This is a genomic window from Phaeovulum sp. (assembly GCF_047638075.1).
GTDB lineage: Bacteria > Pseudomonadota > Alphaproteobacteria > Rhodobacterales > Rhodobacteraceae > UBA6197.
In genome coordinates this window covers 1-19532 of record NZ_JBLJBV010000072.1, presented here as the reverse complement: position 1 = coordinate 19532, position 19532 = coordinate 1, and the positions used below count along the sequence as shown (strand labels likewise).

The window sequence follows — 19532 nt, the reverse complement described above, 5'->3', positions numbered from 1 at the left end:
TCATGATCGGGACCAGTTCCTTGACCCGTTTGGCGTCGATCCATTCGGTCACGACACCTTGCAGATTATTGGCATAGGCGGTGCGTTTATAGCCGCGCACCTCATGTTCGGTCTGGGCCAGCATCAAAAGGCCGCGCGGGCTGAACATCACGTTGTAGTTCAGATCCTGGCTGAGCCCTTCGTAAAGGCTACGGGCCTTTTCATAGATCGCCGCTGAGGGGTCTTGCAGATAGTTCGACCGGATGATCGTGGTGTTGCGCCCGGTATTGCCGCCGCCCAGCCAGCCCTTGTCAATGACTGCCACGTTGCGGATGCCAAAGGTCTTGCCCAGATAGTAGGCGGTGGCCAGACCGTGCCCACCGGCGCCCACGATCACCACATCATAGCGTTTCTTCGGCTCGGGGCTGGCCCAGGCGCGTTCCCACCCCTGATGGAAGCGCAAAGCCTCGCGGGCGACGGCGAACATCGAATAGCGTCTCATCAGCACCTCCATGCCGGGCGTGGTTGGCAGCCGCGCCTTTCGCCCCCTTTGTGAAAGGTTTTGCACCGCAAGGAAAGCCTGCAGAGGGCCCCAGATCACGGAAAATTACGCAATCCCCCTGCGACAAGGCAACCCATTCACGCGCTTGGGGCTTTTGCCCGGGCCATTCCCGGCCTAGATGGGGGGCAGCGAAGAGGAGGCACCATGCTGTTTGGGATCATCACTGCCGCGCTTGTGGCGTTTGTGGCGCTTTTGCTGGGGCTTGCCCTGTTGCGCGCGCGCACCGCGGAAGAACCGGCCGCCGCCTATGACCTGCGCGTCTACCGCGACCAACTGAAGGATGTGGAGCGCGATCTGACGCGTGGCGTGCTGAGCGCCGCCGAGGCCGAGAGGTTGCGGTTGGAAATTTCGCGCCGGGTGCTGGAGGCGGACCGCGCCGTCAAGGCGGGCGAGGCCGGTTCGCGCGCGCCCAAGGCCGGCACGCTGCTGGCGGCGGCGGCGGGGGTGGCGGTCCTGGCCTCGGCCTTCGGGATCTATAGCCGCATCGGTGCTGCGGGCTACCCTGATCAGCCGATCGCCGGGCGCATCGCGCTGGCAGATGAGCTTTACAAAAACCGCCCCTCGCAGGAAAAGGCCGAAACCACCGCCCTGGCCGAACGTGGCCCCCTGCCCGCCCCCGAAGCCCGCATTACCGACCTGATGGAGCAACTGCGCAAGGCCGTGGCAGAGCGTCCCAATGACATCAAAGGGTTGGAGCTTCTGGCCCGGAACGAGGCCGGGGTTGGCAATTTTCATGATGCCTGGCAGGCGCAAAGCCGGGTCATCGCGTTGAAGGGCGACGCCGCGACAGATGCCGATTACGCAACCTTGGCCGAATTGATGATTGTCGCCACCAACGGCTTTGTCACCCCCGAGGCCGAAGCCGCGTTGGCCCAGGCGATGCAGAAAAATCCCGGCAACGGCACCGCGCGCTATTATATTGGCCTGATGATGGTGCAAAACGGGCGCGCCGACCGCGCCTTTCGCATCTGGGCGCAGCTATTGGAGGATGGGCCGGAAAATGCGCCTTGGATCGCTACGATCCGCGAAAACATCGAAGGCTTGGCTTGGCTTGCCGGCGAGGGCAATTATACGCCACCCCCCCCGGCACTGAAGGGGCCAGACGCCGATGCCGTGGCCTCTGCCGCCGAGATGGCCCCCGAGGACCGTCAGGCAATGATTCGCGACATGGTCGACGGGCTGAATGAGCGGCTGACCGCCGAGGGCGGCAGTGCCGCCGAATGGGCGCGGCTGATCGGCGCATTGGGGGTGCTGGGCGATAGGGACGCCGCCAGCGCCGCCCTTGCCAAGGCCGAAGCGGCCTACACGGGCAAACCCGATGATCTGGCCCAGATCCACGCGGCCGCAGCCACCGCCGGGATTGACCGGTGATCTGCGCCACGATGGAAGAGTTCGCCGCCCTGCTACCGCGCACGGGCGCGATTGCGGGGCTGGATCTGGGGACCAAGACCATCGGTGTTGCGGTTTCTGACGGGATGCGCCAGATCGCCACGCCGCTGTCGACAATTCGGCGGCAGAAATTCACCCTTGATGCGGTGGCGCTGCTGAGAATCCTGGCGGAACGCGACTTGCAGGGCGTGATCCTGGGCTTGCCGCTGAACATGGACGGCTCGGAAGGGCCGCGCTGCCAGTCGACCCGCGCCTTTGCGCGCAACCTTGAAAAGCTGACCCCCCTGCCGATTTTCTATTGGGATGAACGCCTTTCGACCGTCGCGGCCACCCGTGCGCTGCTAGAGGCGGATACGTCTCGAAAGCGTCGCGCCGAGGTTATCGACCATGTTGCTGCCGGGTATATCCTGCAAGGGGCGCTGGATCGGCTGACATATATGGGCGCAAGATGACCGACACGGAAAACACCATCTGGAAACGCGCCGAGATTGACAGCCCCTGTGTCAAACTTTGTGCGATTCACCCGGTTGAACGTATTTGCATCGGTTGCTTTCGTAGCATCGAGGAAATCAGCGCCTGGTCGCGGATGACACCCACCACCCGCAGCGCGATCATGGCTGAACTGCCTGCCCGCGCCCCCCGTTTGCAAAAACGCCGGGGCGGGCGCGCGGGTCGCAAACAAGAGCATGAGGCCTGATCACGCCGTGCTTTGGCGGTGTCCGTGTGGGCTGATATGAAACGGCGCCGAAAAGGGCACCCCGCCGCCATGCCGGCCAGACCGGCAGCAACCAAACTGACGGCAAAGAGAATACCCGCAAAAGAGCCGCTGCCAGAATGACAAGGCGCGGGGCGGTTCAGCCGGGCCAAGGATTTTGCGCGCATCCCTTGATAGCCCCGGGCAGACGTGGCAACTGGCGCCCAACCTTTGGCCACGTTAGCAAGCTGCAACAGGAGGATGCCATGATCGCCTATTTTGCAGGGATGAAGCTGGGGCTGGGGCTGATTGTGGCAATTGGCGCGCAAAATGCCTTTGTGCTGCGGCAGGGGTTGCGGCGCGAACATGTATTTGCGGTGGCACTTTTTTGTGCCGCGTCGGATGCGGTTTTGATCGGGTTGGGGGTGTCTGGGTTTGCCTTGGCATCAGAGGCGGCGCCTTGGTTGGTGCCGGTGCTGCGTTGGGGCGGTGTCGCATTTTTGCTGTTCTACGGGCTGCGCGCCTTTCGGGCGGCCTGGAAGGGGGGCGAGACGCTGGCCGCCGCCCGGGGCCGCACCCCGGTGCCGTTGCGCGGTGTGTTGGTCACGATCGCTGCGCTGACCTGGGCGAACCCGCATGTCTGGCTGGATACGGTGGTGCTGCTGGGGGCGGTGTCAGCACAGTTTCCGGGCCAAGGTGGCGCATTTGCGGCGGGCGCCATCAGCGCGTCATTCGGGTTTTTCTTTGCACTGGCCTACGGCGCGCGGGCGCTGGCACCGATTTTCGCGCGGCCAAAGGCTTGGGCGGTGCTGGATTTTATAGTTGGTGTGATGATGTGGTCAATCGCGGCGCGGCTGGTTTTGGCAGACGTGTAACCGACACAATGGCGGGCTTGCACCCATCACCGCTATCGGATCATCTCGCACCATGAATATTGAGCGCCCCCAACGCCCCGTCATTGGTGTCCTTTGGATGCTGGCCACCGGCCTTTGCTTCGTTGCGGTTACCGGAATCGTGCGCTATCTGGGGGCCGACCTTCCCGCAGCGCAGGGCGCATTCATCCGATTTGCCTTTGGGCTCGCATTTTTGATACCGGCACTCTTAAGCGCATTTCGGCGCGGCTTTGCGCCGGGGGCGCCGCGATTGTTCATCATTCGGGGGATGTTTCATACGCTGGGGGTGGTTTTGTGGTTTTTTGCCATGGCGCGGATTCCCGTGGCCGAGGTTACGGCGATTGGCTATCTCAACCCGATCGTGGTGACGATAGGGGCGGCCTTTGTCTTTGGTGAAAAGTTGGCGCTGCGCCGCATCCTTGCTATCTGTCTGGCAATTATCGGCGCGCTGATTGTGCTGAGGCCGGGGCTGCGGGCAATCGAGCCGGGACATTGGTCACAACTGGGGGCGGCGGTCAGCTTTGGCCTATCTTATCTGATCGCAAAGCGGTTGACGCAACTTGCCCCGGCATCAGCGGTGGTGGCGATGATGTCGCTGACGGTAACGGTTGGGCTTGCGCCTTTTGCGGCGCTGGTCTGGGTGCCGGTGACGCTGGTGCAGTACGGCTGGCTGGCGCTGGTTGCCGCCTTTGCCACCGGGGGCCATTACTGCATGACCCGCGCCTTTGCCGAGGCGCCAATGACCGTGACCCAGCCCGTCACCTTCTTGCAATTGATCTGGGCCACCGCACTCGGCGCGCTGGTTTTTTCCGAACCCGTGGATCCTTGGGTTATTGTTGGGGGCGCGCTGATCATCGGCGCAATCAGCTATATGACCTGGCGCGAGGCGCAGATACGGCGCCGCGCCGTGACCCCCATGGTTGGGGCGGTCAAATTTTAGGGGGTTGCCGCCTCGTAAGGGTAAGGCACGAAACAGGGCCACAACCTTGCACGTTGTGGCCCTGTCATTCTGTCACTGCGTTGCGAAAGCGTTCAGACCGTCACGTTCCAGCCTCTGACTGCCGTCTGGAAATTGCACAGTCCTTTCGCCTATCGCCCCGGAACATCAACCTATTCGATAGTGGCCTTGGCAATGTAATCGGGGTTTGCCACAAGGCCGTTTGCCGCCGGATCGCCCTTCTTGATCGCGTCCACGACGTCCATGCCTGATACGACATGGCCGATGATCGTGTATTCCCCGTCCAGATGCGGTGCATCCGCCAGCATGATGAAAAATTGGCTGTTGGCCGAATTGGGGTTGGAGCCGCGCGCCATACCAACCATGCCGCGCACGAATTTACGTTTGGAAAACTCGGCCGGCAGGTCTGGCCTGTCAGACGACCCCATCCCCGCCATCGAATTGTCACCCCCGACCTTGCCAAAGCGCACGTCACCCGTTTGCGCCATGAAACCGTCGATCACGCGGTGAAACACCACGTTGTCATAAGCGCCGCTTTCCGCAATCGCCACGATCTGATCGGTGTGTTTGGGGGCAACGTCGGGCAGAAGGTCGATCACGATCTGACCCGTGGTGCCGCCCGCGATATCCAGCAAGAGGTTCGGGCCAGGGCCATCAGGCACGCCGGATCCTTCGGCAAAGGCCGCACCGGAAAATGCCAGCCCAGCCGCCATGACCAGCGAAAAAAGGCGCTTAGACATCGGCGGCCACCTTGACCGAGATCATGCGATCAGGGTTCACCGGGGGTTCACCGCGGGCAATCTTGTCCACATGCTCCATCCCCGAGATTACCCGGCCGTAAACCGTATATTGCCCATTGAGAAAGTGGTTATCCCCAAAGTTGATGAAAAACTGCGAATTCGCGGAATTCGGGTTCTGGCTGCGCGCAGCCCCGAGCGTGCCCCGGTCATGCGGCAGTTTGGAAAACTCGGCCGGAAGGTCCGGCAGGTCAGACCCGCCCGTGCCGGCGCGGCCGGGGTTATAGTCCTTTTCCATGTTGGCGTGTTCCACATCGCCGGTCTGCGCCATGAAACCTTCGATCACACGGTGAAAGGCAACATTGTCATAGGCTCCTGCCCGCGCCAGCGCCTTCATGCGTTCGACGTGCTTGGGGGCCACATCGGCAAGCAATTCAATCAGCACATCACCGCCCGACAGGGTCAGAATGATCGTGTTTTCGGGGTCTTTGATATCAGCCATGGGATACTCCTGAACATTTTGGGGAAACTTAAGCATCTGATCCGCACAAGGAAAGGGTAAAGCGCCGTTCGTCGTTGACGAAGGCGCGCGCTAAAGGCAAGTTTGCGTGATTGGAATGCACCGAGGGGAAACCGCATGGCCTGGAAAACGCTGGATGACATCGACTTGGCTGAAAAGGTCGTGCTGGTGCGGGTGGATATCAACGTCCCCGTCGAGGCAGGCCGCGTGACCGATGCCACGCGGATCGAAAAGATCGTGCCCACCATCAAGGATATTCTGGCCAAGGGTGGAAAGCCGGTGTTGCTGGCCCATTTTGGCCGCCCCAAGGGCGAACGCAATCCTGATCTCAGTCTTGCACAGTTGGTGCCGGCGTTGGAAACGGCACTGGGCGCACATGTGACCTTTGCCGCCGACTGCATCGGTGGCCCGGCCAAGACGGCGGTGGCGGGGATGCAGCCGGGTGAGGTGGTCTTGCTTGAAAACACCCGCTTTCACGCGGGCGAGGAAAAGAACGACGCGGAACTGTCGGCCTCGATGGCGGCACTGGGCGAGGTTTACGTCAATGACGCGTTTTCCGCCTCGCACCGGGCGCATAGTTCAACCGTGGGGATCGCGCATGTGCTGCCCGCTGTGGCCGGGCGGCTGATGGCGGCCGAACTGAAGGCGCTGGAATCCGCCTTGGGCAAGCCCGAACGCCCGGTCGTGGCGGTTGTGGGCGGGGCCAAGGTCTCAACCAAGCTGGAGCTTTTGGGCAATCTGGTCAGCAAGGTCGATCACCTGGTGATTGGCGGTGGTATGGCCAACACGTTTCTTGTGGCGCAGAAGTTTGATGTCGGCAAATCGCTGGCCGAACACGACATGGCCGAGACCGCAGCCGAGATCCTGGCCAAGGCCGAAGATTCGGGTTGCACCATTCATCTGCCGATTGATGTTGTCATTGCGCAAGAATTCAAGGCCGGGGCCGAGAGCCAGACCGTGCCCGCCGATGCCTGCCCACCCGACGCGATGATCCTGGACGCGGGACCAGAGACGGTGGCGGCGATCAAGAAGGTCTTTGACCGATCAAAAACGCTGATCTGGAACGGGCCGCTGGGCGCATTTGAAATTGCCCCCTTTGACGCGGCAACAAATGAGGCGGCGGCACACGCAGCCGAACTTACCCGCGCGGGAAAGCTGATTTCGGTGGCCGGTGGCGGTGACACGGTGGCCGCGCTGAACAAGGCCGGGGTGGCAAAAGATTTCAGCTATATCTCGACCGCCGGCGGGGCATTTCTGGAATGGATGGAAGGCAAAACCCTGCCCGGCGTCGCGGCATTGATGACCTGAGGCACCAAACGAAAGATCGCCGGACTTAGGCAAATAGCCCGATTTGAGGCACGATCTGCCTGATCGGGCACCGGCGCCGCTACCGCCGAAGGTCACATCCCGGCATCGGCGGCGCGGTTTATCGCCGTCCTGCCGGGGCGTTAGCGTCAACAGGATTGCAGTTGCGGGGCCGGGGTTCTAAACCGGGCCAACCCTTTTGCCGTCCAGGAGAAGCCCGATGCGCGCGACCAAGATCGTTCAGAAAATACTTGCGAATTACGAAGGCGAAACCCCCGGCGTAAAGGCCAATCTGTGCCGCATCCTGATGGAAGGCAAACTGGGCGGCACCGGCAAGATGATCATCCTGCCCGTCGATCAGGGTTTTGAACATGGTCCCGCGCGTAGTTTTGCCCCCAATCCCGCGGGGTATGACCCGCACTATCATTACCAGCTTGCAATCGACGCGGGGCTGAATGCCTTTGCCTCGCCACTGGGAATGCTGGAGGCGGGCGCCGATACATTTGCCGGACAGATCCCGACGATCTTGAAGGTGAACAGCGCCAACAGTCTGATGTCGGACGGGGCGGGCAAGAACCAGGCAATTACCGCCAGCGTCGATGATGCGCTGCGGCTGGGATCTGCGGCGATCGGGTTCACGATCTATCCGGGCAGTGACATGGCGCTGGGAATGTTCGAGGAAATCAGCGCGATGCGCGAAGAGGCCGCAGCCAAGGGCGTCGCCACCGTGATCTGGTCCTATCCGCGCGGCGAAGCGATCACCAAGGACGGCGAAACCGCGATTGACGTGGCCGCCTATGCGGCGCAGATCGCGGCGCTGCTGGGCGCGCATATCATCAAGATCAAGCTATCGACCGATCATCTGATGCTGCCCGAGGCGAAAAAGGTATACGAGGCGCAACAGATCGACGTTGCCACCCAGGCGGCACGGGTGCGTCACTGCATGCAGGCCAGCTTTGCTGGTCGCCGGATCGTGGTCTTTTCGGGTGGGGCTAAAAAGGGCGAAGACAGCGTTTACGATGACGCCCGCGCGATCCGCGATGGCGGCGGCAACGGCTCGATCATCGGGCGCAATTCGTTCCAGCGGTCGCGCGAAGATGCGCTGGCGATGCTGGGCAAGCTGGTTGATATTTACAAAGGCCGCGCCTGACGCGGCGGCAGGGTCAGGAGGCGCGCTGCCCCCTGAAATTCAGTTAAGTGTGACGCTGGAAAAGGGGGCCGCATACCGTGTCGCTCCCCCCCTTTTTCAGCCTCAAAACGCTGTCTCCTTAGGTGACTGCGAAAGATTAAAGCGACTCGGCCCGCCTTCTCGCGCAATAGACCCAGTCCGCCCATTCACCGGCGGTGTGATGATAGGACAGGCAGATCCGACAGCCGGACGCGAAGGTCCGGCTGTCGGATGCTCTTTTTAGAAGCGCAACTTCACGAACACACCAAGGCCATGGCTCGTGTAGTCGCTCGAGAATGAGCCGCGATACTCGCCCCCGATTTCGGTTGTGCGGCCAGCCATGTTCGAGACGGTCTGCGACAGGCCCAAAGTAAGATCAGCCCAGTTCTTGCCGATTCCGCCGACCGGAAGCGCCGCATCAGGCAGACCGATGAAACCGACACCAACAAGCTGATCGTCACCCGACGCATGCGTATAGGCAAGGCTGCCATAGGCGTGGGTCAAGCTTTGGGGATCAAGGGCGTATTCACCGCGCAGGCCCACGCTGGACAGGGTAATCGCGTCCTTCTGACGACCAACAGACAGATCCCATGCTCCGGCGCCGCTCTCGTCAAAACCATCGACTTTCAGGCGGTAGTACTCGAGCGAGGCCATCGGGCCCCAAATCAAAGCACCTTGCCGGAACATGTAATCGGCTTGCAGCGCAACAGAGAGTTGGCTGCCGTCGGTCTTGCCCTTTGCGACGCCACCCGGCGATGCGCGATCGGTATCGAACGACAGATCCTGATAGCCAATGATCCCCTGCACCGTGCCGCCGTCACCGAAAGCGGTGCGCCCGTAGGCGGCCATAGACCAGCCAGAGGCGTCAATTGTGCCGCGCCCGGCATAGGCCTCGGCCTCGCCGTCCACGCCGCCGACCATGACGCCAAAGGCCGTGTTGGCCGCAACCGAAGCCTCGACCCCCGCGCTTATGCCAAGCGAGTGCACATCATAGCCGATCCCGCTGGCCGTGGTGTCGTATTCCGCCGCGCTGCCCCGCATCGAGAAGCGCCCGCGCAGGTTTTCTGTCATCGCCCAGCTATCGCTGCCGCTTGTCGAAAGCGTCATGCTGCCCGTGCTGAAGTCAAGCGCCGGCCGACCGATAGCTTGCACCTGGTCGCGGCCAATGGACATGCCCAGCCCGGAAAAAGCACCCAGAAAGCTGAAGCTTGCCCGTTCCAATGCTTCGGCCCGTTCAGCGGCCTCCAGCCCATTGATGCGGGCGATCTCGTCGCGGTATTCGGCTGCATTGCCGATGTCGAGATAGGGGACATTGGCCATGCCATCAAGGTTGCCCGCCACACGGAACTGATAAAGCGACGTGGCATCCTCGACGATCTTTTCGTGGATTGGCACGATGCGCAGTGTGAATTCGCCAGCCGGCAGATCACCGACGTCCAGGATGACGTTGAAGTTGGTGTTGCGCAGATCCTCAACCACATCCCGAAAGAAGGTGTCGTCCTGCATCATCTTTGCAAGAATGTCGGCGGGAACTGCATCATCGCCATTGCTTTTTCCGTCTGTGCCCAGATCGGCAACCGAGACGCCAAGCCGGTCGGCAAGCGCGGCCATGCGCGTATCAAGATCGGCAAAATCGTCGGGGTCGGCTTTGGATTCAGGGCTCGTGATCTTGTCGCGGCCAAGGTTGCCGTAGCGCCATGTGTCGGTGCTTTGGTCATACCAGGCGATCTGCATCTCGTATTCGTCCGGCATCCCGTAATAGTCTGCGATGCCGGAATTGGTCAGATCCCACAAAAACACCTCGGGCACCATGGAATCGTCAAGAACGGCGCTGCCGAATTTGCCTGAATGTGACGTATTGGTGATGAAATTCTCACCCGTGGCAATGATGTTGCGGTTCGTGGTGTCAGCGGGATTTTCGACGATAACGCCCTGATCGCTGAAAAAGCCGACGCCGATCGGCTTGCCCTCGCCCTGCCCGCCCTCACCAAAAAGCCCGTCCGACAGACGGAAACGCGAATAGCTGTCCTCGTCAAACAAGACGGCGCTCTGGGGATCAAACTGATCCATGGCAACGAAGTTTTCGCCACTGCCGGTGCCGATCTGGGTTTCAAACCCGATGATGCGCGCGCCACTCTTGTTCCATGTCTTGCCGTAGGTGTAATATTCGGTGATCCCGCCGCTGGCCTCGCTGCGGAAGGTGATATCCGTGGCGCCGAGGCCTGTCAGTTCGATCTTGACCCTTTTGCCGGAATGCGAATCGGTGTCGCAAACCGCCCAACCGCCTGTCGCCGCATTACCCGTATCGGGCACGCTGGCGCGAATGCAGTTTTTCAGCTTGCCGCCGCCCGAACCGGTCCAGACGAAATTGTTCGGATCACTCGGGTCGCCGTTGTTCACATATTCGGTCACGGCATGCAGGCCCGGCGGCACCGCACCTTCGTCAAGGTCGACATAGACATAGCCGCCGCCGCTATCATCGGTCATTGGCAGCACGGGCAGCGTGCCAGCCAAGGCGGGCGCCGTCAGCAGACCGGCTACTGCGCCTTAATCTGCGTGTGACATCACGCCGCATCAAGGAACTGTCTATCCTGGCCGTTCTGAAACGATCTTTAGAGGTGCAGGGCTGACGCGCCCTGGCCACACGATTAGTGGCGAGTATCGCGGTTCGCGAAAGTCGCGTCTTGACTGACGTTTCTGCACGCTTGCCAAGACCCCGGATCCCGCCACCCGGCCAACGGGCATAAACCCCAAATCAAGGGGCCAACAAGGGCTGTGGGGGATATAAAGAATGAAAACCCCAACCTTTCGGCGGGGCTTTCCAAGTCGCAGATTTCCGAATTTCGGCGTTTGGCAGAACGCCAAACCACCTTATTCACATTGGTGGAAGATCGCCAGAATACATCTTGCCGGCGCTGGAGGTTGCGTAATTGCCCATTGGGCAATGGCGCGCGCGGCCTGCCGTAACCAGCGCATCATAGTGACCGCGTGCGACCGCAAGATGCGCAGATTGATCGACCGTCATAGGCAAAGTCAAAAGCGTTGGCGAGAACACCATACTTAACATGACAGCCGCGGTATCACTATCGGCGGCGTGCCCCTGGCTTACCGCCAAGCCCCTGATATACCCGGCTAGCCGCTCACGTTCCTGATTGATCTCGCTACAACTGGCGCCGTTGTAGATGATGCTTGGAATATAGACCGGCGCGATACGGTTTGGATACTCTGCGCAGCCCCCGATTAATGCCAATGATCCAACAATCACCGCATTGGCGACCTTCTTAACATGGGAATACATAGTCCCCCCGACTATAATTATCTTTGTATATGAACAGGATATGACCATTGGCGAGATTTCGCTGACATGTCAAGGGAACGGTGTGTCGGTAATTTGACGCAGGGGGCACGCCCCAGCCAGCCGCGTTCGATCTGGACTGCGCATTGCATCTCTCAGCGCATCGTCGGGTTGAGGAACCCGTGATCCTGTGGCGTAAACGACAAAATTCGGCGGCCCCCACCACCCTTGTTGACAACCTTGATTTTCGGTTTGTGTCCTGAACCTGCCTGTCAGTCTGTGCGGGGTTTGCGAGACGCGCTGACGTGCCGGGGCGGTGCTTCGAAGCTTACCGCGATGGGGTCGCTGGCGGGAAAACTCTCAGCAAGAGCCTCATCAAGCAAGGCCTCTGCCGTCCAGTGAACATCCAATGCCTGCGCCGACGGTTCGATCCTTGCCTTGTCGCAGGCCAGAACATTGCCTTGGCGATCTGCGGTGATCCGGACCCGGCGCTCTTGCGAAAAAAATGTCAGACGGATTTTCCCGGCATCCTCGGCCTCGCCATACTCGACCCTGCTGGTAATCGCGCCGTCGCGCATTTTACCTTTCAGCTCGTCCGGGCTGAGTTCGAACGCACGCGACAAGACGCCCGCATCAATCTGGATCATGCCCTCGGTGATTTCCAATTTTGTCATTCACTGCCTCCATTCCGATGTCTCGCCGGTCCGCGAAAAAGAGGCAGCCCACTTAAACGGCACGCTGTTGGCGTGTCTGATCTGCCTGCAACGCAAATCCCGCCCGCGCGGCGGCTGAAAAACCCACTCGTGCATCCTTTTCCGGGCCTGCAAGCGAACAGGATTTCGGTAGAAATACTGTCCAAAAGTGGACGGTTCCTTTCAAGGGTAGGACACACGGGCGCAGTTTGCAAATAATGATATGGGTGAAGAACCCTTCCCTGCCCAAAGGCATATGCCGCGATCTTTTAGCACCCCCTGGCCAAATTTGCAGGCGGCAACGATTGACATTCAACAGGTCACCCGGTTGAACCCGCAGGCACACCTTGCCCCGGCACAAACCCCGCGGGTGGATAAGAAGGAGAACGATCCTGCCATGATCGACCATATGCCCGAAGATGTGTCCCCGGCTGGCCGTGATTTGCGCGCCTACACCGATGAATTGCGGCCCCGGTATCCGTTGATCAGAAACGATATGGGCGACTGGGTATTGCTTCGCCACGCGGATGTCGTTGCCGCCGCACTGGACGATAAGCGATTTTCAAGCGATGTTTCACGCTTTTTGCAAATTCCAAACGGGCTGGACGGCGAGGCGCATACGCGTTTTCGTGCCGTTCTCGACCGCTATCTGACGCGTGAGGCCCTCGCGCCTTTTTTGCCGAAATTCCAGGATATTGCGAACCGATTGGTTTCCCAGCTGCCACACGGCCAGCCGGTGGAGGCCGTCGGTGACATCGGCGCTGTCTTTGCTGTGCGCGCGCAATGTGCGTGGTTGGGATGGCCCGCCGATCTTGAGCCGCGTCTGCTGACCTGGATGGAGGCGAACCACGCCGCCACCAGATCGGGTGACGCGCAGCGCACGGCGCAGGTGGCGGCGGATTTTGACACGATCATCCATTCCGTGCTTGCCCCGCGTCTGACAGATATCGCTGCGGCACCCGATGACGTCACCACGCAGCTTTGTCGCGACACCGTTGACGGCCGCCCCCTAAGCAAGGCCGAGCTGACCTCGATTTTGCGCAACTGGACCGGCGGCGATCTGGGGTCAATGGCGCTATGTGTGGGGGTGCTGGTCGCGCATATCGCGGGGGATGCGGCACTGGCTGCGCATCTTCGTGCCGCGCCAGATGCCGAAGTCGATCAGGCGATCGACGAGATTCTGCGGCTGGACGACCCGTTCGTTTCCAACCGCCGCATCACCACCTGCCCGGTCCGAATGGGCAGCAGAGAAATTCCCGCCGGCGCCCGGGTCAAGCTGATCTGGACCTCTGCCAACCGCGACGAAGCAGTCTTTGAGAGTGAGAATTTCGCGCCCAAGGCCAACGCTGCGGCAAATCTTGTTTATGGGATCGGCGCTCATGTCTGCCCCGGCCGTTATCTGGCCACCTGCCAATTGCGCATTGCCCTGCGCGCGCTTCTTGCAGCCGCGCAAAGAATTGAGTTCGCGCCAGGTCGCGCAGCGGAAAGAGAGGTCTCACCCGTCGGTGGGTATCGCCGGGTGCCGATCGTGCTTGGATGATGCCACTGTCAGGAACGGTCGGCTTTTTGTGATCGTGCTGAATGCGCCCCAGGCGGGCAGCTGCTGGCATCTTTCGACCACACCTGAGCCGCGTCGGTGAACCGCCGCGCGACCGTAACATCAGGGTCATTGGCGCGCCCGCCGCCGGTGACGATGGCCAGAATCAACCTAAGATACCGGATGCCGACCTTGATATGGGTTTAGCCGACCGCCTTCATCAGGCCGATCCGATACGCCCGTGTTTACAGTCACGATTTCGACGTTTTCCCGTGCCGTCATGCTGGGCATCAGGTTCTGGAATTGGAACACGACGCCGATACCTTAACGGCGGTATTTCATCAGATCCCGGCCCGGCATGTCGGTGCGGTTCTGCCAACCAAACACCACGGCTCCCCTGGTCCTCTGATAAGGTTGGGAAGCGTGGATCTGCCGCTGCCCGAAGGGCCGACGGGCATGATAGTCTCGCCCTTCGGGATTTCGAGATAGGCACCGCACCGGGCATGAACCCCGGCCCTATGTTCAAATCATGCGCCCCATCAGCCGCGTGGCCCTCCCTTCAGGCCAACCCATTCGCGGGCTTCGGCCTCATCGGTCAGCTCGAACAGGCGCATTTTGAACGGCATCATCGGCGCTATTCCTTTAATCATAGCCCTTATCCAGGCAGGACCACCAACGATCGCATAACGGTCCAGATGGCCGATCGCACCGAACTTAGCCCCCAAAAAGGATCCATCGGTCAGGATCGAGGGGTCAAACCCGCCATAATTCGTGAACTTGGCGAAAAGGTTGATCTTGCGGTCATCCTGAAGAATTGGCTCCAACGGCCCCATGAGCTTTTTCAGGTCTTGCGCTGTCATCAAACCGTCAACCTCAAAGGCCAAGACGCCATCCGATCCATCGGCCAAAAGGGTGATCGCGCTGCCGGTGCCCGCCTCTGACCGGTCCGGCAGGTCAGAGGCAAAAGCCTCGGCTGCGGCCACCTCAGAAGAAGCAAAGCTTTTCATGTCGATCATCGGCAGGATCGGATCAACCCATTTCAGCAGGGCCGCAAAGACCTGCAGATCGGTGACCATGGCCATCTTTGCGATTTTTGACCACTGCGCCAAAAGGCCGAACTCGAACTTCATATCCTCGGCCAGCGCGCCGGCGGTGATATCTTTCCAGCCCTCTGCGCGCACGATCAGCCCCAGCGGATGCGCACCCTTTAGCGCGGGCGTCAATTCGCGTTCCATGGTCTCGATATCGCCCTTTTCCAGCACGCCCTCCAGCGTAAGTTCCCAGACATTCGGGCTCAGTTCCTTGATACTCAGCATTCTATATCCTTCCTTTGTTGATAAACCGTTATTCAGAGCGGCCCTTTCAGGCGTCTTCACCGCGGCCAGCATCCGGCGGCAGCGTCCGGACCAGACAGATCGACGCCGCCGGACAGCAGGCCCAACAGGCGATCGGCCATGATGCTGGCCTGGCGCGTTGTTTTCCAATTGGTCCACTGGCATCTCGCCCCGCCCCATACCAATGGTCTTTATGTAGTGCTTTCCAAAAATCTTTTAGCCGTAGCCCCAAAATCAAGACCCACCCCCATACGGATTTGGTCGCCTTCTGCATGATCGGTTAACCTGCAACACCGCGTCTGACGGATATTTGGCGGGAGTTTCGCGATGGCGACTACGGCGGAGTTTCTCAGGGACTACGGGGTAAAGATACGGGCCAATGGGCAAAAGCGGTGGCCGGACGATGTCTTTTGCTTCGCGCCCCTTGTGCTGTCGCAAGAAAGTCACCCCCCCAGTGTCCGTGCTTTCAAAGAGCTCAGGGCAGTCAGAAGCGCAACCCTCGGGATCCGTCGAGATTGCCGTGGGGCAAGTGACAATCCGGCTGGGCAGTGCCACGGCTGCTGCGCGGATTGCCAAGATCGTGCAGGCAATCGGAACACGGCCATGATGATCCCCTCGAACCGGGTGCGGGTTCTGGTTTCGACGCAGCCCATCGACTTCCGCAGAGGGCGTGATGGATTGGCCGCATTGGTGTCGCCGGTCCTGCGCAAGGATCCGTTTACCCATTGCCAGCAGGGGAATGGAACATTCACCGAGAGGGGCACGTTCTTTGTCTTCCGCTCGCAAAGGGCGGACCGGCTGAAACTGCTCTGCTGGGGCGGCATCGGTCTGGCCCCTCTCGGAGATGCAAGAATCGCCTGCCGGGCAATGGATGGCCTGCAAACGGCTGGAAGATGCGACCTTTACCTGGCCCGCGATCAGGGATGGGGTGATTACGTTGAACCATGCCCAGTTCGAGGCGCTGTTTGCGGGACTCGATTGGCGTAAAGTGAAGGCATTGGAGACCCGCCCACCGACTGCGGCAGAGTGAATCAACCACTTGTTTTTGCGTGTTTTTGCAGGAGTTTTGTGATAACTCAGGCCTATGCAATCCGTCCCCGCCCTTGATCTTTCCGCCATCCCTTTCGCACAACGCGCAGCGATTCTGGTGTTGATGGAAACCGTGGCGGCGTTAACGGAAATTATCCGTCGGCAAGTGCATCTGCCTTTCGTGGTTTGAAGACAAACCACTGTCGGCCAACTGATCGCCGAGTTGAACCATGCTCTGCATGGCAAGCGGTCGGAAAAACTGACCGAGGATGAGCAGCAACTGGCGTTTGAGGACCTGTCCATCGCGCTGGCCGAGGTCGAGGCGGAAAAGGAAATCCGTGCCGCCAAAGCGGGCGATGGGGCGAGCAGGCCTGCACTCAAGCGCACCATTGGCAACTTGCCCGCCGTCTTCCCCGCATTGAAGAAATGATTGAGCCTGACAGCCTGATCTGCCCCTGCAGTTGCGGCGTCGCCATTGTCGCTTGGACCAATGGCGCAACAATAGCGACCGCACAAGATCGGAGAACACCGCAGCGAACGGCTGGACATCGTTCCCGCCCAGTTGCGCGTCATCCACTGCCCGGCAGCGCATGTTTACATGCGCGAGAGAGGTCACCGTGCGCCCCAAATACGCCTGCCGGACCTGCACCGACGGGGTGACGCAGGCTCCGGCACCCAGCCATCTGATCATGGCCGGGTTGCCGACCGAGGCGACTCTCGCCCATGTCTTGGTTAGCAACCATGCCCCCTCTCGGGACGTCGCTAGGCGATGCCCTGCCGGGCAACGGATCATCTTCCCTTGTATCGTCAAAGCCAGATCCTCGCGCGGGCGGGCCTTGATCCGTTGGCTGAAAGGGCATGTTTACATGCCCGAGAAGCTGCACCGCGCGGTATTGGCCGACTGGGTCGGCAAGGCCCGTTCTACCTGAAGCCCGTAGTGGATCAAGTGGCCGACCACCTGAAGCGATCTGGCAAGCTGTTCATGCCCTCTCGGTCGATTACGATGCAATCCTTTGGCCGTCAGGTGAATGCTTGCATTCACCGTCAGGCGCCTGCCGGGTAACAGACAAAACCACTGCGCCCGTGCTGGACCCGGCGCGTGGGACAACAAAGACCCGATATCTCTGGGCGCTGACCCGTGATGACCGCCCTTGGGGCGGCGAGGGTCCACCTGGTGTGGTCTACTTCTACGCCTCCAGACGGGCGGGCGAGAATGCCCAAACCTTCCTCAGCGGCTTCGATGGCATCCTCCAGATCGATGGCTATACCGACGACAATCGGTTAACCAAACCCTCGTACAAGGGCGGCGCGCCTATTCAGGTGGCCCCTTGTTGGGCACACGCCCGGCGCAAACTGAAACAGGTCTTCGACCGCAACGGATCTGAGATTGCCGCCGAGGGGTTGCGCCGTATCGCCGAACTCTATGCCGTCGAAGCCGACCGCCGCGGCATCTCGCCCGGCCGGCGTATGTCCGCCCGCCAGACCCACACCGCGCCCTTGGTCGCAGCCTCCGGCGACTGGCTGCAGGCACAGCGCCGCAAGATCTCTGCCAAATCCCGGCTCGGCGAAAAGCTCGCCTACATCCACAATCACCGTAACCGCTCCATTGTTACCGCGTCGATTTAGCTTTGATGCGCGCCACGAGATCGGTGTCATCCACGAAGTCATCAAGGAACTCATGCCAGGTTTTGTTGGTGATACGAGCGGCGCGGATCATGTCCGTCAGCTCTTCGATCCCGTCATCGGTCAGTGCGGTGATTGTTTTGTCGGGTCCGGCGTAAACGCTGACGATGTTTCCATAGGTCAGGTTGTCGTCATTAGAGATGATCGCTCCAAGAAGTTCGACATCCTCGCGCAACATTTTGGCGACGTAGTCGATGGTGCAGACATGGGTGACGGCCGCCATCAGGCCGCCTGTGAATGGGCAGCGGCCAGCGGCACCCAATTCCACGGCAGCAGTTCATCCAGCCGGTTGATCTTGTGATCGTGGATCCGGTCGAGGATGTCTGCGAGATAGGCCTGCGGGTCGAGGCCATTCAGCTTGGCGGTTTCAATGATGGTCATGGCACGGGCGAGTGTCTCGGCACCGGTGTCGGCTCCCGCTGCCCGGCAGGGTTTTGGCAAGGCCAAAAGCCCGAGAGGGGGCAAATAACCAATTTTTCCGCCCTATTCCAATCGCGCGCAAGGCCCGCTCGGCGGGATTGTTGTCGATGGCCACACGGCCGTCGGTCAGAAACAGGCTGAATGCCTCTTGTCGGCTCAGGCCGTATCTAAACGCCTTAGCCAGCTCACTCTTGCCCGGAATACGCAGGAGTTGTTGCTCTGACCAAGCAAAGAAGGCCGTGACCTTTGGTTGGCTCAACTGTTGACGCGCGGCATGGCGGACGTCAGCGGGCTGACCGTTGATGTCGCGCTCAATGTCGTAGAACTTGCCGATCCGGTCAAGCGCCTCGCGGGCGATCTCGGACTTGGTCGATGCCCAAAAGTCGTGGAAGTCACGCCGCAGGTGGGCCCAACAAGCCGCTTCGCGCAAACGCGGCACACCATCGGGTTCAGGTTGGTAGAGCTTGGCATAGCCCTTGTAACCGTCCGCTTGCAGGATGCCGCGGGCATTGGCCAAATGGCTCAGGACATACTCTTCCTTCCAGTCGGGTGCGAACCGATAGACAGCACCGGGTGGCGCAGCGCCCGCCCAAGGGCGTTCGCCATTGTGCTTGGACCAATGGCGCATCAATGGCTCACTCCCGCACATAGGCCCAGATCCGGCCTTGCTTGACCCCTTTGCCAAGACCTTTGTCGCGTAAAGAGCGATCCAGAACCCGGATCGGCGTGTCGTCAGCGTGCAGCAGATCGCTGGTCATGATGTCCGCCTCGATGCGTTCGATCAACGGCTGCAAGGCCTTCATGGCCCGCCCGCACCAGCCAACCAGCGTGCTTTCGGGGATGTCGGCCCCCCATGCGGGCGAAGATTTCGTGCTGGCGATAGAGGGGAAGGTGGTCGTCGAATTTCGAGACCAGAATATGGGCCAGCAGGTTCGGCCCTGCCATACTGCCCGGGATCGGACGGCTGGGGACCGGCTCCTGCACCATCCGCTCGCAGCGGCGACAGGATTTCTTGATCCGGGCGATCTGCCCTCTCATCGATTGCAGGCAATCGACTGCCGGGTAACAGATCACCTTCATCTGAGCGGCGATCATGTCGAGAAGTTCGCTGACATCCTCGCCCACCACGCGCAGATCGCCACCGCAGTCGGGGCAGCAGGCACCGGGGTCCAGTTCACGGCGCTCGCGCGGGGTCGCATCCGAGACACGCGGCCGGCGACGCAAAGCGGGCGCATCGGCAGCCTCTGGGATCGGTTCATTCGGGCCTTCGTCAATGGGAGCGTCATCGTCTTCTGCCACGGCGACCAACAGGTCTTCCAGCGCCAGTTCCAACTGTT

The 19532-nt window shown here is 60.7% G+C and carries 18 protein-coding genes and 3 pseudogenes; 12 read left to right on the top strand and 9 right to left on the bottom strand.

The window, feature by feature from the left end; genetic code table 11:
• Window positions 1-481, bottom strand: a 481-nt coding sequence (locus tag ACM62R_RS11530; protein ID WP_415184204.1) for an FAD-dependent oxidoreductase, incomplete at its 3' end; no start/stop codon positions are given.
• A gap of 204 nt (window positions 482-685) precedes the next feature.
• On the opposite strand from ACM62R_RS11530, the gene ccmI reads away from it, so the two are divergent.
• From ccmI to ACM62R_RS11505, 5 genes are all read left to right on the top strand, one after another.
• Window positions 686-1912 (top strand): c-type cytochrome biogenesis protein CcmI, encoded by a 1227-nt coding sequence (ccmI, locus tag ACM62R_RS11525; RefSeq protein WP_415184203.1) that lies wholly within the window; start codon window positions 686-688, stop codon window positions 1910-1912.
• 11 nt (window positions 1913-1923) lie between these two features.
• A complete protein-coding gene (ruvX, locus tag ACM62R_RS11520) occupies window positions 1924-2382 on the top strand; it encodes a Holliday junction resolvase RuvX (protein ID WP_415184202.1) in 459 nt (152 codons plus the stop codon).
• Entirely contained in the window at window positions 2379-2627 is a 249-nt protein-coding gene (locus ACM62R_RS11515) for a DUF1289 domain-containing protein (protein WP_415184201.1), read from the top strand. Before ruvX ends, ACM62R_RS11515 begins: the two co-directional genes overlap by 4 nt.
• A 263-nt stretch (window positions 2628-2890) precedes the next feature.
• Complete coding sequence (locus ACM62R_RS11510) at window positions 2891-3499, top strand: LysE/ArgO family amino acid transporter (RefSeq protein WP_415184200.1); 609 nt, start codon at window positions 2891-2893, stop codon at window positions 3497-3499.
• Window positions 3500-3551: 52 nt separating this feature from the next.
• Window positions 3552-4457 (top strand): DMT family transporter, encoded by a 906-nt coding sequence (locus ACM62R_RS11505; protein ID WP_415184199.1) that lies wholly within the window; start codon window positions 3552-3554, stop codon window positions 4455-4457.
• A gap of 170 nt (window positions 4458-4627) precedes the next feature.
• Here ACM62R_RS11505 and ACM62R_RS11500 read toward each other — a convergent pair whose 3' ends face one another.
• Window positions 4628-5215 (bottom strand): peptidylprolyl isomerase, encoded by a 588-nt coding sequence (locus tag ACM62R_RS11500; RefSeq protein WP_415184198.1) that lies wholly within the window; start codon window positions 5213-5215, stop codon window positions 4628-4630.
• On the bottom strand, window positions 5208-5714 hold the full coding sequence (locus ACM62R_RS11495; protein WP_415184197.1) for a peptidylprolyl isomerase: 507 nt from the start codon (window positions 5712-5714) through the stop codon (window positions 5208-5210). Before ACM62R_RS11495 ends, ACM62R_RS11500 begins: the two co-directional genes overlap by 8 nt.
• Window positions 5715-5849: 135 nt before the next feature.
• Here ACM62R_RS11495 and ACM62R_RS11490 point away from each other — a divergent pair, with 135 nt between their 5' ends.
• Together ACM62R_RS11490 and ACM62R_RS11485 are read left to right on the top strand one after the other, a co-directional pair.
• A complete protein-coding gene (locus ACM62R_RS11490; protein WP_415184196.1) occupies window positions 5850-7040 on the top strand; it encodes a phosphoglycerate kinase in 1191 nt (396 codons plus the stop codon).
• A 217-nt stretch (window positions 7041-7257) separates the two neighbouring features.
• A complete protein-coding gene (locus ACM62R_RS11485; protein WP_415184195.1) occupies window positions 7258-8187 on the top strand; it encodes a class I fructose-bisphosphate aldolase in 930 nt (309 codons plus the stop codon).
• A gap of 258 nt (window positions 8188-8445) precedes the next feature.
• Here ACM62R_RS11485 and ACM62R_RS11480 read toward each other — a convergent pair whose 3' ends face one another.
• The 3 genes from ACM62R_RS11480 to ACM62R_RS11470 all read right to left on the bottom strand — a co-directional run bounded on the left by ACM62R_RS11480 (window position 8446) and on the right by ACM62R_RS11470 (window position 12174).
• A complete protein-coding gene (locus tag ACM62R_RS11480; RefSeq protein ID WP_415184194.1) occupies window positions 8446-10719 on the bottom strand; it encodes a choice-of-anchor F family protein in 2274 nt (757 codons plus the stop codon).
• A 361-nt stretch (window positions 10720-11080) separates the two neighbouring features.
• Window positions 11081-11503, bottom strand: a complete 423-nt coding sequence (locus tag ACM62R_RS11475; RefSeq protein ID WP_415184193.1) for a hypothetical protein — start codon at window positions 11501-11503, stop codon at window positions 11081-11083.
• 269 nt (window positions 11504-11772) lie between these two features.
• The gene (locus ACM62R_RS11470; protein ID WP_415184192.1) at window positions 11773-12174 is read right to left on the bottom strand and encodes a DUF6522 family protein; all 402 of its coding nucleotides are present in this window, start codon (window positions 12172-12174) and stop codon (window positions 11773-11775) included.
• A 388-nt stretch (window positions 12175-12562) separates the two neighbouring features.
• On the opposite strand from ACM62R_RS11470, the gene ACM62R_RS11465 reads away from it, so the two are divergent.
• Window positions 12563-13732 (top strand): cytochrome P450, encoded by a 1170-nt coding sequence (locus tag ACM62R_RS11465; RefSeq protein ID WP_415184191.1) that lies wholly within the window; start codon window positions 12563-12565, stop codon window positions 13730-13732.
• A gap of 536 nt (window positions 13733-14268) precedes the next feature.
• Here the strand turns inward: ACM62R_RS11465 and ACM62R_RS11460 are convergent.
• Window positions 14269-15045, bottom strand: coding sequence for an STAS/SEC14 domain-containing protein (locus tag ACM62R_RS11460; protein ID WP_415184190.1), 777 nt, complete (start codon window positions 15043-15045; stop codon window positions 14269-14271).
• Window positions 15046-15390: 345 nt separating this feature from the next.
• On the opposite strand from ACM62R_RS11460, the pseudogene tnpB (ACM62R_RS11455) reads away from it, so the two are divergent.
• The 4 genes and pseudogenes from tnpB (ACM62R_RS11455) to tnpC (ACM62R_RS11440) form a co-directional block, all read left to right on the top strand.
• A pseudogene (tnpB, locus tag ACM62R_RS11455) lies at window positions 15391-15882 on the top strand (IS66 family insertion sequence element accessory protein TnpB); the annotation flags it as partial.
• Between the two features lie 25 nt (window positions 15883-15907).
• Window positions 15908-16093: an IS66 family insertion sequence element accessory protein TnpB gene (tnpB, locus tag ACM62R_RS11450; RefSeq protein WP_415184189.1), complete on the top strand. Its 186-nt coding sequence runs from the start codon at window positions 15908-15910 to the stop codon at window positions 16091-16093.
• 54 nt (window positions 16094-16147) lie between these two features.
• Window positions 16148-16282, top strand: a complete 135-nt coding sequence (locus tag ACM62R_RS11445) for a hypothetical protein (RefSeq protein ID WP_415184188.1) — start codon at window positions 16148-16150, stop codon at window positions 16280-16282.
• Window positions 16283-16303: 21 nt separating this feature from the next.
• Window positions 16304-17679: pseudogene (tnpC, locus tag ACM62R_RS11440) on the top strand (IS66 family transposase); the annotation flags it as partial.
• Between the two features lie 22 nt (window positions 17680-17701).
• On the opposite strand, the gene ACM62R_RS11435 reads toward tnpC (ACM62R_RS11440), so the two are convergent.
• Window positions 17702-17998, bottom strand: coding sequence for a hypothetical protein (locus tag ACM62R_RS11435; protein ID WP_415184187.1), 297 nt, complete (start codon window positions 17996-17998; stop codon window positions 17702-17704).
• Window positions 17998-19532 (bottom strand): annotated as a pseudogene (gene tnpC / locus ACM62R_RS11430) (IS66 family transposase); the annotation flags it as partial. The pseudogene tnpC (ACM62R_RS11430) and the gene ACM62R_RS11435, both read right to left, overlap by 1 nt.